This window comes from Methylobacterium sp. EM32, assembly GCF_040593685.1.
GTDB lineage: Bacteria > Pseudomonadota > Alphaproteobacteria > Rhizobiales > Beijerinckiaceae > Methylobacterium.
Window position 1 is genome coordinate 1 of sequence record NZ_JBEXZS010000116.1, and the last position, 14,351, is coordinate 14,351.

15 protein-coding genes are annotated in these 14,351 nt (G+C 71.1%); 9 read left to right on the forward strand and 6 right to left on the reverse strand.

Annotation, left to right across the window (positions count from 1 at the left end; all coding sequences use genetic code 11):
- Positions 1-54: 54 nt before the first annotated feature.
- From rnc to ABZT49_RS16320, 4 genes are read left to right on the forward strand one after another with little or no spacing between them, the layout of a single operon-like run.
- On the forward strand, positions 55-765 hold the full coding sequence (gene rnc, locus ABZT49_RS16305) for a ribonuclease III (RefSeq protein ID WP_093570509.1): 711 nt from the start codon (positions 55-57) through the stop codon (positions 763-765).
- Complete coding sequence (era, locus tag ABZT49_RS16310; RefSeq protein ID WP_355287108.1) at positions 762-1,721, forward strand: GTPase Era; 960 nt, start codon at positions 762-764, stop codon at positions 1,719-1,721. The genes rnc and era overlap by 4 nt, the downstream gene beginning before the upstream one ends.
- 5 nt (positions 1,722-1,726) lie before the next feature.
- Positions 1,727-2,650 carry a class I SAM-dependent methyltransferase gene (locus ABZT49_RS16315; RefSeq protein ID WP_355287110.1) on the forward strand — a complete coding sequence of 308 codons (924 nt, stop codon included), beginning with the start codon at positions 1,727-1,729 and terminating at the stop codon, positions 2,648-2,650.
- A 25-nt stretch (positions 2,651-2,675) separates the two neighbouring features.
- Positions 2,676-3,425: a pseudouridine synthase gene (locus ABZT49_RS16320; RefSeq protein ID WP_355287112.1), complete on the forward strand. Its 750-nt coding sequence runs from the start codon at positions 2,676-2,678 to the stop codon at positions 3,423-3,425.
- A 27-nt stretch (positions 3,426-3,452) separates the two neighbouring features.
- Here the strand turns inward: ABZT49_RS16320 and ABZT49_RS16325 are convergent, their stop codons facing one another.
- From ABZT49_RS16325 to ABZT49_RS16335, 3 genes are all read right to left on the reverse strand, one after another.
- On the reverse strand, positions 3,453-3,800 hold the full coding sequence (locus ABZT49_RS16325) for a hypothetical protein (protein WP_355287114.1): 348 nt from the start codon (positions 3,798-3,800) through the stop codon (positions 3,453-3,455).
- A gap of 199 nt (positions 3,801-3,999) precedes the next feature.
- Positions 4,000-4,884 carry a CoA ester lyase gene (locus ABZT49_RS16330; RefSeq protein ID WP_355287116.1) on the reverse strand — a complete coding sequence of 295 codons (885 nt, stop codon included), beginning with the start codon at positions 4,882-4,884 and terminating at the stop codon, positions 4,000-4,002.
- A 188-nt stretch (positions 4,885-5,072) separates the two neighbouring features.
- Positions 5,073-5,963, reverse strand: a complete 891-nt coding sequence (locus ABZT49_RS16335) for an N-formylglutamate amidohydrolase (protein WP_355287118.1) — start codon at positions 5,961-5,963, stop codon at positions 5,073-5,075.
- Between the two features lie 221 nt (positions 5,964-6,184).
- On the opposite strand from ABZT49_RS16335, the gene cpdR reads away from it, so the two are divergent.
- From cpdR to ABZT49_RS16355, 4 genes are all read left to right on the forward strand, one after another.
- Positions 6,185-6,541, forward strand: coding sequence for a cell cycle two-component system response regulator CpdR (gene cpdR / locus ABZT49_RS16340; protein ID WP_048427828.1), 357 nt, complete (start codon positions 6,185-6,187; stop codon positions 6,539-6,541).
- A gap of 105 nt (positions 6,542-6,646) precedes the next feature.
- Entirely contained in the window at positions 6,647-6,904 is a 258-nt protein-coding gene (gene grxC / locus ABZT49_RS16345; protein ID WP_355287120.1) for a glutaredoxin 3, read from the forward strand.
- A 66-nt stretch (positions 6,905-6,970) separates the two neighbouring features.
- Positions 6,971-7,810, forward strand: coding sequence for a carbon-nitrogen hydrolase family protein (locus ABZT49_RS16350; RefSeq protein WP_355287122.1), 840 nt, complete (start codon positions 6,971-6,973; stop codon positions 7,808-7,810).
- A gap of 111 nt (positions 7,811-7,921) precedes the next feature.
- Positions 7,922-8,401 (forward strand): DUF1178 family protein, encoded by a 480-nt coding sequence (locus tag ABZT49_RS16355; protein WP_355287124.1) that lies wholly within the window; start codon positions 7,922-7,924, stop codon positions 8,399-8,401.
- A gap of 128 nt (positions 8,402-8,529) precedes the next feature.
- Here ABZT49_RS16355 and ABZT49_RS16360 read toward each other — a convergent pair whose 3' ends face one another.
- Both ABZT49_RS16360 and ABZT49_RS16365 read right to left on the reverse strand, forming a co-directional pair.
- The gene (locus ABZT49_RS16360; RefSeq protein WP_355287126.1) at positions 8,530-10,752 is read right to left on the reverse strand and encodes a cation:proton antiporter; all 2,223 of its coding nucleotides are present in this window, start codon (positions 10,750-10,752) and stop codon (positions 8,530-8,532) included.
- 404 nt (positions 10,753-11,156) lie between these two features.
- Positions 11,157-13,223, reverse strand: a complete 2,067-nt coding sequence (locus ABZT49_RS16365; RefSeq protein ID WP_407943517.1) for a YgiQ family radical SAM protein — start codon at positions 13,221-13,223, stop codon at positions 11,157-11,159.
- A 285-nt stretch (positions 13,224-13,508) separates the two neighbouring features.
- Here ABZT49_RS16365 and ABZT49_RS16370 point away from each other — a divergent pair, with 285 nt between their 5' ends.
- Entirely contained in the window at positions 13,509-13,835 is a 327-nt protein-coding gene (locus tag ABZT49_RS16370) for a hypothetical protein (RefSeq protein WP_355287130.1), read from the forward strand.
- Between the two features lie 4 nt (positions 13,836-13,839).
- On the opposite strand, the gene ABZT49_RS16375 is transcribed toward ABZT49_RS16370, so the two are convergent.
- Entirely contained in the window at positions 13,840-14,349 is a 510-nt protein-coding gene (locus tag ABZT49_RS16375) for a disulfide bond formation protein B (RefSeq protein WP_355287132.1), read from the reverse strand.
- Between the last annotated feature and the right edge of the window lie 2 nt (positions 14,350-14,351).

Here is a 14,351-nt window from a genome sequence, read left to right on the forward strand (position 1 = left end):
GCCGCATCCCGCGCTTGCGCCCCGGGCGAGGCCCCCCCGCGGCGCAAGCGCGGGATGCGGCGCCGGCCCGACCTGTCGGTGCTGGAGGAGCGCATCGGCCACCGCTTCGCCGACCGCGACCTCCTGGTGCGGGCGCTCACCCATGTCAGCGCCACCAACGGCCGCGGCAGCTACCAGCGCCTGGAATTCTTGGGGGACCGAGTGCTCGGCCTGGCGGTCGCCGACGGGCTCTACAACGCGCTGCCCGGCGCCGACGAGGGCGACCTGTCGCGGCGCCTGTCGAGCCTGGTGCGGCGCGAGAGCTGCGCCATGGTGGCCAATGCCTGGGAGGTCGGCCCCCATCTCAACCTCGGCGGCGGCGAGGTCCATGGCGGCGGGCGCCGCAACTCGGCGATCCTCGCCGATGTCTGCGAGGCGATCCTCGGGGCGGTCTTCCTCGATGCCGGCTACGGCGCCGCCAAGGCGGTGATCGACCGCGCCTTCGAGGCCGACCGCCAGACCGAGGGGACGCGCAGCCGCGACCCGAAATCCGCGTTGCAGGAATGGGCGCAGGCACAAGGGTGGCCGACGCCGGTCTACGTGGTGGTGGAGCGGGCCGGGCCCGACCACGCGCCGCAATTTCGTATCGAGGCCCGGGTCTCCGGCGTCGCGCCCGGCATCGGCATCGGCGGCTCGAAGCGCCTGGCCGAACAGACCGCCGCGCGCGCGCTGCTGGAGCGCGAGGGGCTGTGGACCGGGGACGAACCCGGGGAGCAGGCAGAATGACGGACGACACGAACCCCGAGACCGAAGGCCCCGAGGAAGCCGGCCCGCAGGAGGCCCGCGAGGACACCAGGGCCGGCTTCGTCGCCCTGATCGGCGTGCCGAATGCCGGCAAGTCGACCCTGCTCAACAGCCTCGTCGGCACCAAGGTGTCGATCGTTTCGCGCAAGGTGCAGACCACCCGGGCGCTGATCCGCGGCATCGCCGTGGAGGGCGCGGCGCAGATCGTGCTCGTCGATACGCCCGGCATCTTCGCGCCCAAGCGCCGCCTCGACCGGGCGATGGTGACCTCGGCCTGGAGCGGCGCGGCGGATGCCGACGCGGTCTGCCTCCTGATCGACGCGCGCAAGGGCGTGGACGAGGAGGTCGGCGCGATCCTGAATCGGATGCCGGAGCTGAAGCGCCCAAAGTACCTGGTGCTCAACAAGATCGACCTGATCGCCCGCGAGAAGCTGCTGGCGCTCGCCGCCTCGCTCAACGAGCGGGTGAAGTTCGAGCGCATCTTCATGATCTCGGCGCTCACCGGCGACGGGGTCGACGACCTGCGCCGCGAGCTCGCGACCCGGATGCCCCCGAGCCCCTGGCTTTATCCCGAGGATCAGGTCTCCGACGCGCCGCTGCGGATGCTCGCCGCCGAGATCACGCGGGAGAAGATCTACGACCGGCTGCACGAGGAGCTGCCCTATTCCTCGACCGTCGAGACCGACCAGTGGCAGGTCCGGCCCGACGGCTCGGTGCGGATCGAGCAGACCATCTTCGTTGAGCGCGAGAGCCAGCGGAAGATCGTGCTCGGCAAGGGCGGCCAGACCATCAAGGCCATCGGCCAGGCCGCGCGGATCGATATCGCCGAAGCGGCGGAGGCGAAGGTCCACCTGTTCCTGTTTGTGAAGGTGCGGGAGAACTGGGCCGACGATCCGGAGCGCTACCGCGAGATGGGCCTGGAATTCCCGCGCGGCTGACCCTCGTGACCGATCCGATCTCCCCCCGTCCAGGCGTCTACGGACACCCGCCCGCCGACCTCGCCGAGGTGCCGGGCGACGCCCTGCAACTCTCGCCGCTCGTGCCTGGCGGCACGGCGCTCGAAGAGCTGGCGCCAGGCTCGCTCCCCGGCCTAACCATGCTGGCGCCGCCCGGCACCGTGGAGCGCCGCCACGTGCTGGCCCTGGGGCTCCGGGCGCTGGCGCCCGGGGCACCGCTGACCGTGCTCGCCCCGAAGGACCGGGGTGGCTCACGGCTCGCCCGCGAACTCTCGGGCTTCGGCTGCCGTCTCGACGAGAGCGCCAAGAGCCACCACCGCATCGTCCGCACCTTGCGGCCCGACGCACCGACCGGGCTCGACGAGGCGATCCGTGAGGGCGCCCCGCGGCGCCTCGACGAGATCGGCCTGTGGACGCAGCCGGGCATCTTCTCGTGGAACCGGATCGATCCCGGCACCGCCCTGCTGATCGAGACCCTGCCCGCCCTGTCCGGACGCGGTGCCGATCTCGGCTGCGGCCTCGGCATCCTCGCCCACGCCGTGCTGGCCTCGCCCAAGGTGACCGCCCTCGCCCTGGTCGACAACGATCGCCGGGCCGTCGAGGCGTCGCGGCGCAACGTCGACGATCCGCGCGTGACGGTGACATGGACCGACGCCCGCACGGCCGACGCCGTGCCGGAGCGCCTCGACTTCGTGGTGATGAACCCGCCCTTCCACGACGGCGGCGCCGAGGACCGGGCGCTCGGCCAGGCCTTCATCCGCCGGGCCGCGGCGGCGTTGCGGCCGGGCGGGACGCTGTGGCTCACCGCCAACACCCATCTGCCCTACGAGGCGACGCTCGGAGAAGTGTTTCGCGAGGTGACGCAGCGGGCGGCCGCGCAGGGCTACAAGATCCACGAGGCGCGCAAATGAGTGGCGCGCACATGAGCGCTCACCGATGAGCAGCAAGGCGAAAGTGGCGTCGGTCCGGCTCGACCGGTTGCTCGCCAATCTCGGCTACGGCTCGCGGCGCGAGATCCAGATGCTCGCCCGCGCCGGCAAGGTGGTTCTCGACGGCGCTCCCTTGTACGACGCCGACCGGCGCATCGCCCTCGACCCGGATCTGCCGGCCCGCCTCACGGTCCAGGCCAAGCCCCTCGACCCGCTGCCCGGGGTGGCGCTGATGCTGCACAAGCCGCTCGGCGTGACCTGCTCGCACAAGGAGGCCGGCCCGCTAGTCTACGGGTTGCTGCCGCCGCGCTGGCGTCAGCGCGAGCCGGCCCTTTCCACGATCGGCCGCCTCGACAAGGAGACCTCCGGCCTCCTGCTCCTCACCGACGACGGGGCGCTGCTGCACCGGATCATCTCGCCGAAGGCCAGCGTCTCGAAGCGTTACCAGGTGACCCTGGACCGCCCCTTGCGCGGCGACGAGGGCGCGATCTTTTCCTCCGGCACCTTGATGCTGGAGGGCGAGGAGAAGCCGCTGCTGCCGGTGACCCTGGAGGTGCACGGCCCGACGCGCGCCGCCGTGACCCTGACGGAGGGGCGCTACCATCAGGTCCGGCGGATGTTCGCGGCGGTCGGCAACCACGTCACGGCGTTGCACCGGGACCGGATCGGCGCGCTGGACCTGCCGGCGGACCTGGAGCCCGGGCAGTACCGGGTGATGGGGGAGAGGGACGTGGCGCGGGTGTTCGGGGCGGTGTGAGTGGGGCGGCCTACGCCCGCGTTGCAATCAAGCCGGGGCAAGCTCCGTGGCCCGCCGCGGGGATTGCAGCACCGTCTCGGCCTCGCGGCGCGACAGGCTCTCGACCAGGGCGGCCCAGCGCATGCCGACCTCGTGGCCGAGGGTGAGCCGGCCGGCCTCGTCGTAGCGGCGCCAGCCGCAGCGCGGCGCGCCGTCCGCCCCGACCTCGTCGTAGGTCTCGTAGCGCGCGACCAGCCGGTCGTCGCGGTCGTATTCCTGGTGGAACCAGCACATCCCGAACACCCGGCCGCCGCGGCCGAGTATGCCGGCGCTCTCGAGCCGGTGCTCGCCCGGAATGCGGAAGATGGTCTCGAAGGCGGGAGGCGCGCAGCGCATGGGCATCTCCGTCGCTGATCTGTCGAGGGAGCGGCGCCGGCACGGACGGGGCGCCGAAACGGTCTTGCAAAGTCGAGCCCGGCGGGCCGGCGCGGCTCCGGGGATTCCCGGAGATCGCGCGTTAATTATCCCTACGCAATTTGTGCGCTGCAACCATCCGGGCGTCAAGCCCGGATGGTTCGACTCGCGGCTGTGCGAATTACTGACCTTTCGCGGCGATCGCCTCGGCCCAGGCCACCGAGCGGCGGGCCATCGGGATGTGCTGGCGCTCGAACATACGACCGTTGATCTGGATCGCGCCGCGCTTGGCGTTCTCGGGGCGCTCGTAGACCTCGATCACCGTGCGGGCGACCGCGACCTCCTCCTCGGTCGGCGCGAAGGCGGCGTTGGCGAGCGGGACCTGGTTCGGATGGATCAGGGTCTTGCCGTCGAAGCCGAGGATGCGGGCCTGCTCGCATTCCTGGCGGCAGCCGTCCGTATCGGAGAAGTTATTGTAGACGCCGTCCAGAATGGTCAGGCCCTCGGCGCGGGCGCCGGCGAGCGCCGTCATCAGCCAGGGCATCATCGGCGCGCGGCCGGGCACGATCTGGGTCCAGGTGTCCTTGGCGAGGTCGTTGGTGCCGAGCACGAAGCAGGTCAGCCGGGTGCCGGGGTTGCGCCGGGCCGCGGCGATCGCCTGGATGTTGAGGATCGAGGCCGGGGTCTCGATCATCGCCCAGATCTTGATCTCCGGCGGCGCATCGAGGGCCTCCAGCCGGTCGGCGATGTTCTCGAGCACCGCCGGGGAGGAGACCTTCGGCATCAGGATTGCGTCGGGCTTGGCCTCGATCGCGGCGCGCAGGTCGGCCTCGCCCCAGGGGGTCTGGGGGGCGTTGACCCGGATGATCAGCTCGCGCTCGCCGTAGCCGCCCTGGCGCACCGCGGCGCAGACCTGCTCGCGCGCCATCTCCTTGGCGTCGGGCGCCACCGCGTCCTCAAGGTCGAGGATCAGGGCGTCGGCCGCCAGGGTGCGGGCTTTCTCCAGCGCGCGCGGGTTGGAGCCCGGCATGTAGAGCACGCTGCGGCGGAGGCGGAGGTCGATCATCGAAGGCGTTCCCCGAGAGCATCGTCCGACGGCGTGGACCCTGATCCGTCGGAGACGATGCGGCCAAGTCGAAGGGCCCAGGGCAGCGTCCGACGACGCGATCGGGCGCTGCCCTAGCGGTCGCTCCTGCTTACGGCAGCGCGCTATTGCGATGCAACAAGCCGAATGCGGAGGGCGCCCCTCGCAGCCTACTCGGCGGCGATGCGCCGGGGCCGGAGATCGAGGGAGGCGTGGCCGAGCGTCTCCGCCACCGCCGTCAGGGTCCGCGACAGGGCCTCGAAGCCGGGGCGCGGCACGAGCTTGCGCTCGTCCATGTAGAGGGCGCGGTTGACCTCGATCTGCAGGGCATGGCGGCCGAGGGCCGGCTCGCCGTAATGCTCGGTGATGAAGGCGCCCGCATAGGGCTTGTTGCGCACCACCCGCAGGCCGTGGCCGCGGAAGGCGGCTTCGGCGCAGTCGACGAGGTCCGGCGCGCAGGACGTGCCGAAGCGGTCGCCGAGCACCACGTCGACCGCGGGCCCCTCGTCGCGGGCGAGGCTGGTCGAGGGCATCGAGTGGCAGTCGATCAGGACGGCGTGGCCGAAAGCCCGGGCAGTGCGTGCCACAAGCTCCTTCAGGGTACGGTGATAGGGCTTGTACAGATCCTCGATCCGCGCCAGCGCCTCCTCGACCGGAAGCCGGGCGCGGTAGATCTCCTGGCCGTCCGCCACCACCCGCGGCACCGTGCCGAGGCCGCCGGCCACCCGCATCGAGCGCACGTTGACGAAGGACGGCAGCCGCCCGTCGAACATCCGCGGGTCGAGCTCGTAGGGCTCGCGGTTCACGTCGAGATAGGCCCGCGGGAAGGCGGCCTGCATCAGCGGCGCGCCCAAGGCCACGACGGGCGCGTAGAGCCGGTCGACGAAGGCGTCCTCCGAGCGGCGCAGGGCCACCGCGTCGAGCCGCGAGGCCGCCACGAAGGAGGCGGGATAGACCGCTCCCGAATGGCCGGTGTTGTAGACGAACGGCAGGGTCTGCCGCTCCGGCTCGTCCACCCGGAAGGGCGGCGTGAACAGGCTGGCGGGAGAGACCCGGCTCATCCGGCCGTCCGGAGGAGCAGGGTGGGGACGGGACGCGATCGCACCTTCATCCGGCTAATCTGGCGCCCCTTCCCCGGCCTGTCCACTGCGGCGAGAGGGAGACGTAGCGTCAGAATTCCGCCGGGGGAAACCGGTCCGGCGGGCCCGGCGTCAACACTCTGTTTACCACGCGGCCGCTTTATGGAATGAACGCACCGAATCGGTATCCGGGACTTTCGTTCATGAAGATCCTCCTCGCGGAAGACGACAACGACATGCGTCGCTTCCTCGCCAAGGCGCTCCAGAACGCGGGCTACGACGTGGCCTCGTTCGACAACGGGCTCTCGGCCTACAACCGCTTGCGCGAGGAGCCGTTCGAGCTCCTGCTCACCGACATCGTGATGCCCGAGATGGACGGCATCGAGCTGGCGCGCCGCGCCACCGAGCTCGACCCCGACATCAAGGTGATGTTCATCACCGGCTTCGCCGCGGTGGCGCTCAACCCGGATTCGAAGGCCCCGAAGGACGCCAAGGTCCTGTCGAAGCCCTTCCACCTGCGCGAGCTCGTCACAGAGGTCGAGAAGCTGATGGCGGCCTGAGGCCGCCCCGGGTCGAGAAGCTGATGGCGGCCTGAGGCCGCCGCTGGCGCGGCTGTCCGCGGGCCCCTATATCGGGGTCCTCCCCAGCAACGCGCGAGCGGACGGATGCAGCCGGTCACGATCTACACCACCAGCTGGTGCCCCTATTGCGCGGCGGCGAAGTCGCTGCTGCAGGAGAAGGGCGCCGCCTTCACCGAGATCGACGTCGAGGCCAAGGCGGGCGCCCGGCGCGAGATGATCGACAAGGCCGGCGGCCGTACCAGCGTGCCGCAGATCTTCGTCGGCACGACCCATGTCGGCGGCTGCGACGACCTTTACGCCCTCGACCGCTCCGGCAAGCTCGACCCGCTCCTCGCCGGCTGACGGGACGCCCCTTCCGGGACGGCGCCGTTCCGGCGTAAGCTTCTCGGAGTCTTCCGGAGTCGCCCCATGACCGCTCCCCGCTTCGTCGCCGCCTGCGTGCAGATGCGCTCCGGCCGCGACCCCGCGCAGAACCGCGACGCCGCGGTGGCGGGGATCCGCGAAGCGGCGGAACGCGGGGCGCACTACGTCCAGACGCCCGAGATGACCTCGCTCCTCGAGCGTGACCGGCCGAGCCTGTTTCAGAAGATCCGCACGCCGGAGGACGATTCGACCCTCGGCGCGTTGCGCGACGTCGCCCGCGAGCGGGGAATCGTGGTCCATGTCGGCTCGCTCGCCGTCAAGAACGGCGACAAGGTCGCTAACCGCGCCTTCGTGATCGACCGCGAGGGCGCGATCATGGCCGCCTACGACAAGGTCCACCTCTACGACGTCGACCTGCCGAACGGCGAGAGCTACCGCGAATCCGCGACCTATACCGGCGGCGCCCGGGCCGTCGTCGCCGACCTGCCCTGGGGCCGGCTCGGCGTCGCGATCTGCTACGACGTGCGCTTCCCCGCCCTCTACCGGGCCCTGGCCGAGGCCGGGGCCGAGATCCTGTCGGCGCCCGCCGCCTTCACCCGCCAGACCGGCGAGGCGCATTGGCACGTGCTCCAGCGCGCCCGCGCGATCGAGACCGGCTCGTTCATGATCTCGGCCGCGCAGGGTGGCCGGCACGAGGACGGGCGCGAGACCTACGGCCATTCGCTCATCGTCGATCCCTGGGGCCGGGTCCTCACCGAGGCCGACGGCAGCGAGCCGGGGGTGATCCTGGCCGAGATCGACATGGCCCTCGTCGCCGATGCCCGCGCCCGCATCCCGGCCCTGCGCCACGCGAAGCCCGTCGTCGTCGAGGGCGCCCGGGCCTGACGATGGGCCAAGGCCGCGCGGCATTCCCTTGGTGTCGGATTTCCGCCACAAGGGATGCCTCGCGCGTCGCAGCCCCTCGCAACCGCGCGCCCGCCCCCCGATATCCCAATCATGATCCGCTACGCCCTGTCCTGCGATTCCGGCCACAGCTTCGAGAGCTGGTTCCCGTCGAGCGAGTCCTATGACGAGCAGGCGCGGGCCGGCTTCGTGACCTGCCCGTTCTGCAACAGCCCGAAGGTGGCCAAGCAGATCATGGCGCCCTCCCTCGGCCGCGCCGCGAACCTGCCGGCTCCCGTCGAGGCGCCGAGCGCGCCCGCGGCCCCCGTTCCTTCTCCCGCCGAGGCGCCGGTCAGCCTGGTCTCCGAGCCCGAGCGGCAGTTGCGCGCGATGATCCGCGCCCTGCACGAGCACGTCGCCCGCACTGCCGACCATGTCGGCGAGAACTTCGCCAGCGAAGCCCGCCGGATGCATTACGGCGAGACCGAGCAGCGGGCGATCTACGGCGAGGCGAGTCTCACCGAGGCGCGCTCACTCCTGGAGGACGGGATAGCGGTGCAGCCACTGCCGTCGCTGCCGGACGATCGGAACTGAGGGCGCTCGCGTCTCGCCTCGATCTCAGTATCCGACCCCTTTCCCGGATCTCCTTCCACTGACGCTCCAGTCGTCCGGGAAAGGGAAGGAGACTGGAAAGAGTAGATTCTTCACTATCCTATCGCGGATTAGCTCTCCAGAAACAGCACCGAACGGTCCGAGGCCTCCAGTACCGTCTCAGCGAGTGGCCCGAAGGCGGCGCCGTCACCGGCGCGGCGCGTGACGCCCATCACGATCAGGTCGTGATTCCCCGCCCGGGCCTGTCTCAGGATCTCCCGCTCGGGTGCACGGGTGGCGCGCACCTCCGTCCGCACGCGCAGGCCCGCCTGCTCGGCGAGGTCGAGCACGTCGCGCAAGGCAGCCGAATCGCCCTGGCCCAAGCCCGTGAGGCGTCGGCGCGGGCCGGCGGCCTGCGACAGGAACAGCACCGTGAGCGGCGCGCCCGCGCCGCGGGCGAGCGTCACGGCGATCTCGGCGCCGCGTCTCGCGGCCCGGGTGCCGTCGATCACCGCCAGGATCGAGAGGGCGGCGCGCTCGGGGTCCTCGCGATGCGCCCCTCGCGCCGCCGCGATGGCGAGCGGCCCGTCAAACCGCTCGGCCGCACCGGCCACCGCGTCGGCGAGGCCGCCCTCGGGCGCCACGGTGGGGTCGATGCCGACGATCAGGAGGTCGTAGCCCTTGGCGGCCTCCTCGGCCACAACCTCCGCCGCCGGCGCGTCGCGGGCGAGCTCGGTCACCTCGACCGTCCCGGCCTCCGCGTCGGGCGCGCCTTGGCGCACGCCCTCTGCGGCCTCCTTTACGGTACCGGACAGGACGGCGCCGTCCTTGTCGGGCCCGAGCCGCACCACCGTCACCGGCATGCCGCGCGAGCCGGCGACGAGGCCGGCGATCCGGGCGGCGAAGCGTCCCTTCGCGCCGTCATCGGCGGCGACGAGCAGGCGTTCGAGGTTGGCGACGAAGCCGCGCTCCTCCGCCGCTTCGCGCTCCAGCCGCTCCTTCTCCTCGCCCTTCAGCGGCAGGCGGTGGAGCGCCCAGCGCAAGGTCGGCGGCATCGCCAGGGTGGTGATCAGCGCCATCGCGACGATTATGGTGAACAGGTCCTGGCTCAGCGCCCCCATGCCGAGCCCGATCGAGGCGACAATCACCTCGGTCGAGCCGCGGGCGTTCATGCCGCAGGCGAGCGCCAGGGATTCCGACCGCCGCAGGCCCCCGAGCAGCCCGCCCGCGAAGGCGCCGGCGAACTTGCCGAGGCTCGCAATGGCGATGAGCCCGAGGGTGAGGAGCAGGAGGCGCGGGTCGCGCAGGATGGTGAGGTCGGCGCTGAGCCCTGCGAGCCCGAAGAAGATCGGCGCGAAGAGCGCGGTGACGACGCCGCGCAGCTGCTCGTCGATGCGCTTCGTCAGGATCGGCGACTGGCCGACGAGGAGGCCGGCCACGAAGGCGCCGAGCACGGTGTGCACGCCGATGGCTTGCGTGATCAGCGCCAGCACGCCCATCAGCACCAGGATCGCGGTGATCACCGCGGCCTCGCTCTGCAGCGAGTCGTTCGCCCAGCGGATCAGCAGGAAGACGAGGCGGCGCCCGACCGTCAGGCTGAGGCCGAGGAACACCAGGGTGCCGGCGAGGCTGCGACCGACCTCCCACGGATCGATGGTGCCGGCTTGCGCCAGGCTGAAGATCACCGCGATGATCACCCAGCCGATCGTGTCGTCGATGATCGCCGAGGCGACGATGACCTGGCCGACGTTGCGGCGCAGAAAATCCATCTCCCTCACCACCATCGCGACGATCTTGACCGACGAGATCGCCAGCGCCGTGCCGAGGAAGAGCGCGGTGACGAGGCGCAGTTCCGGGTGCGGCAGCATCGCCTCGGGCAGGAACCACCCGAGGAGGAAGCCGCAGCCGAACGGCACCGCGACGCCGGTGACCGAGACGCTGAGCGCCGCGCGCCGGACCTTGCGCACCAGGGCGAGGTCGGTCTCCATGCCGGTCATCAGCAGGAGGAGCAGGATGCCGAGCTGGGCGATGCCATCGAGGAGCGCCTTCTGGTCGCGGCCCGGAGGAAACAGCCAGGCTTGCGCCTCCGGCCAGACCGCCCCGAGGAAGGACGGCCCGAGCAGGATGCCGGCGAGCAGCTGGCCCATCACCGCCGGCTGCCCGACGCGCAGCATCGTCTCGCCGAGCAGGCGCCCGACGGTGAGGAGCAGCACGATCTGGACGACCAGCACGACCTCGGACGGGCCGCCGCCCGAGCCGATCCCGGCGGCCTGCGCGGCGCCGGCTGCGAGGAGCGCAAAAACTGGAATCAAGACCGGAAGGGCCGGGATCAAGACCGGGAACGCCGGCCTCACGCGGCGGGTCCGCCGGACGGGGTAGGAGGTGAGGGCGGAGGAGCGTAGGTCTCTCGCACGCGGGTCTCTCGTGTCCTCTCGCTTCGAGCGAGCGTCAACCGAGGGACGCTTAGCCGGTTCCGGGCGGCGCGCTGTCTTTCGGATGGTGCCCGTACGACGCCTTTGTCATCGATCGTCGTCGGCTGTCGCGACGGAATTCATCCCCGCAGTGTCATTCCGGGGCCGCGAAGCGGAGCCCGGAATCCAGAGACTCAGGTGCTGCAAACCGAAGCGGACCATCCTCCGCTTGATCCTGAACCATCCGCGGTTCTGGATTCCGGGTTCCGCTGCGCGGCCCCGGAATGACAGGAAGGATGACAGGTCCGTCGGGGCCAATCAGACGACCGCTCGAACGCGCGACACCATCACTTCCTGATCGGCACGCCCTTCGTGGTGAAACGCTGCCCGCCGCCCGGGGGGCGCACCGGCCGCTGCGGGCCCCGCCCCTTGCCGGCCCCCGCGCCCAGGCCGGTGCCCGGCGGTTGCGAGAACGGCACGAGCTGGTCCGGCCGCGGGCCGATGAGGTCGGCGCGGCCCATCTCCCGCAAAGCCTCGCGCAGGAGCGGCCAGTTCTCGGGGTCGTGGTAGCGCAGGAACGCCTTGTGCAGGCGGCGCTGCCGCAGGCCCTTGATCGCCTCGACCGGCTCGCTGCCGCCGCGCCGCACGCCCCGCAGGGGGTTGATCTCGGTGTGGTACATCGCCGTGGCGGTCGCCATCGGCGAGGGCAGGAAGGTCTGCACCTGGTCGGCGCGATAGTTGTTCTTCTTGAGCCAGAGCGCGAGGTGCATCATGTCCTCGTCGGTCGTGCCCGGATGCGCCGCGATGAAGTACGGGATCAGGTAGTACTTCTTGCCGGCCTCCTTGGCCGCCGCCTCGAACATCTCCTTGAAGCGGTCGTAGGTGCCGATGCCCGGCTTCATCATCTTGTCGAGGGGGCCGCGCTCGGTATGTTCGGGCGCGATCTTCAGGCGGCCGCCGACATGGTGGGTGACGAGCTCCTTGACGTATTCGGGGCTGCGGACCGCGAGGTCGTAGCGCACGCCCGACGCGACCATCACCTTCTTGACGCCCTTGACCTCGCGCACCTTGCGGTAGAGCCGGATCAGGTCGTCGTGCGAGGTGTTCAGGTTCGGGCAGATGTCCGGGAAGACGCAGGAGGGCAGCCGGCACGCCGCCTCGATCTTCGGGTCCTTGCAGGCCATCCGGTACATGTTGGCGGTCGGCCCGCCGACATCCGAGATCACGCCGGTGAAGCCCGGGGTCTTGTCGCGGATTCGCTCGATCTCGCGCAGGATCGAGCCCTCCGAGCGGTTCTGGATGACGCGGCCCTCGTGCTCGGTGATCGAGCAGAAGGTGCAGCCGCCGAAGCAGCCGCGCATGATCGTCACCGAGAACTTGATCATGTCCCAGGCGGGAATCTTGGCGTCGCCGTAGGACGGGTGCGGAGCGCGGGCGTAGGGCAGGTCGTAGACCGAATCCATCTCCTCGCTGGAGAGCGGGATCGGCGGCGGGTTCAGCCACAGGTCGCGGTCGCCGTGGCGCTGCACGAGCGGACGTGCATTGCCGGGATTGGCCTCCCGGTGCAGCACGCGCGAGGCGCGGGCATAGGCCTCCTTGTCGTCCTTGACGTCGTCGTAGGCCGGGAGCCGGATCACGGTGTCGCCGGCTTTGCGGGTCGCGGCCTCGTCGGCCGAGTCGAGGTCGTCGGCCGGCAGCTCGGTGTAGTGCTCAGGCACGCGGCGGAACAGGGCGACGCCCCGGACCGAATCGATCTCGTGCGGCGCCTCGCCGTCGGCGAGACGGTTCGCCACCTCGACCACGGCGCGCTCGGCATTGCCGTAGATGAGAAGGTCGGCCTTGGCGTCGGCCAGGATCGAGCGGCGCACCTTGTCGGACCAGTAATCGTAATGCGCGATGCGGCGCAGCGAAGCCTCGATGCCGCCGAGGATGATCGGCACGTCCTTGTAGGCCTCGCGGCAGCGCTGCGTGTAGACGATGGTGCAGCGGTCCGGGCGCTTTCCGCCCTCGCCGCCGGCCGTGTAGGCGTCGTCGTGGCGTAGCCGCCGATCCGCGGTGTAGCGGTTCACCATCGAATCGAGGTTGCCGCCGGTGACGCCGAAGAACAGCCGCGGCTTGCCCAGCGCCCGGAACGGCTCGGCCGATTGCCAGTCGGGCTGCGCGATGATGCCGACCCGGAAGCCCTGCGCCTCGAGCAGCCGGCCGATGATCGCCATGCCGAAGCTCGGATGATCGACGTAGGCGTCGCCCGTCACCAGCACGATGTCGCAGGCGTCCCACCCGAGCGCGGCCATCTCGGCGCGGCTCATGGGGAGGAACGGCGCCGCCTTGCCGGCGGAGGCTGAGGGGCAGGACAACGGGGCCACGGATCGCGCGAGGGCCGGGGAGGGGTGGGCGGGAGCTTGGAGTTCCATGGGGCGGATGCATAGGCCGATGCGACCACGCCGCCAAGACCATTGAACAGAGAAAGACCGCCGAACAAGGAACCGCAAGATCAACGACGGGTGAGCGGGGCGGTTCTTCGTCCGCGCCTGAGAATGGCCGAGCTTTGCTATCTCGCCTACCGCATGGTCGCGCGGACCGTCGCGCCCGTCCGGCATGGTGAGCCGATCGCGAACGGCGCCCCCGGGAATCCGAGGGGATCGTTAAGGGTCGGCGCCTAGGCTCGCGGATGGTCAACCGTTTCCGAGTATCCGACCGTGTCCCTGCGTACCAACCTCACCCTCGCGACGATCGCGGGCCTCGGCTTCGCCATGGTCTGCGCCGTCTGCTCGGCGCAGCTCGATCGCGAGCCGCCGCGCCCGCCCCAGCTCGTCGCCGCCGTCAAGGCCCTGCCGCTGGACGAGCCGGTCACCACCGGCTCGATCGTGCCGACCCCGCCCGCCGCCAAGGTGGCCCGGCTGGCGAGGCCCGACCCGAAGCCGGAGCTTAAGAAAGAGGCCAAGCCGAAGGCCGACCCGGCCCTCGATTCCGAGCGCCTCGCCGCGCTGCTGGCCGAGCCGACGGTGATGAAGCCGAAGCGCTGACGGTTCAGCCCCGGCGCAGGGTCCGCGCCGCGGCAATGCCGGCGAACGCCGCCAGCCCGAGGGCGATCAGGGCGTTGTAGCCGGCGAGCGAGATCCCGAGGAAGCGCCAGGCCGCCGCGGTGCAATCCACCGGGCGGGTGGTCTCGAGGGTCTTGAGGAAGTCGCCGACGCCGGCCGGCGCGGGGCCGGCGCCGCCGCCGCAATCGCTCGGCCCGGGCCAGAAGCCCCACTCGGCCCCGGCATGGTAGGCGCCGAGCCCGGCCCCGACCAGGAAGATCAGCGCCACCAGGGCCAGCAGCCAGGCCGCGAGGCGGCGCGGCAGCAGCAGCGCGGCCGCCAGCAGGGGCAGGGCGAGATAGTAGGGCTGGCGCTCGGTCAGGCACAGCTTGCACGGCACGTAGCCGAGGACGTGCTGGAAGATCAGCGCGCCGCCGACCGTCGCGGCGGCGCCGACGAGCACCAGCAGGGCCGCCGGCCGGGGAGCGGTGAGCTGGGCGGCGAGGGCGTGAGCCATGG

What these genes read in the sequence shown, in the direction of transcription:
- ABZT49_RS16325 (WP_355287114.1), bottom strand. Translation starts at nt 3,800, where the DNA reads ATGCGCTGCGCGCCTCCCGCCTTCGAGACCATCTTCCGCATTCCGGGC.
- rnc (WP_093570509.1), top strand. Translation starts at nt 55, where the DNA reads ATGCGGCGCCGGCCCGACCTGTCGGTGCTGGAGGAGCGCATCGGCCAC.
- ABZT49_RS16320 (WP_355287112.1), top strand. Translation starts at nt 2,676, where the DNA reads ATGAGCAGCAAGGCGAAAGTGGCGTCGGTCCGGCTCGACCGGTTGCTC.
- ABZT49_RS16365 (WP_407943517.1), bottom strand. Translation starts at nt 13,223, where the DNA reads ATGGAACTCCAAGCTCCCGCCCACCCCTCCCCGGCCCTCGCGCGATCC.
- ABZT49_RS16350 (WP_355287122.1), top strand. Translation starts at nt 6,971, where the DNA reads ATGACCGCTCCCCGCTTCGTCGCCGCCTGCGTGCAGATGCGCTCCGGC.
- ABZT49_RS16335 (WP_355287118.1), bottom strand. Translation starts at nt 5,963, where the DNA reads ATGAGCCGGGTCTCTCCCGCCAGCCTGTTCACGCCGCCCTTCCGGGTG.
- era (WP_355287108.1), top strand. Translation starts at nt 762, where the DNA reads ATGACGGACGACACGAACCCCGAGACCGAAGGCCCCGAGGAAGCCGGC.
- grxC (WP_355287120.1), top strand. Translation starts at nt 6,647, where the DNA reads ATGCAGCCGGTCACGATCTACACCACCAGCTGGTGCCCCTATTGCGCG.
- ABZT49_RS16375 (WP_355287132.1), bottom strand. Translation starts at nt 14,349, where the DNA reads ATGGCTCACGCCCTCGCCGCCCAGCTCACCGCTCCCCGGCCGGCGGCC.
- ABZT49_RS16330 (WP_355287116.1), bottom strand. Translation starts at nt 4,884, where the DNA reads ATGATCGACCTCCGCCTCCGCCGCAGCGTGCTCTACATGCCGGGCTCC.
- ABZT49_RS16355 (WP_355287124.1), top strand. Translation starts at nt 7,922, where the DNA reads ATGATCCGCTACGCCCTGTCCTGCGATTCCGGCCACAGCTTCGAGAGC.
- cpdR (WP_048427828.1), top strand. Translation starts at nt 6,185, where the DNA reads ATGAAGATCCTCCTCGCGGAAGACGACAACGACATGCGTCGCTTCCTC.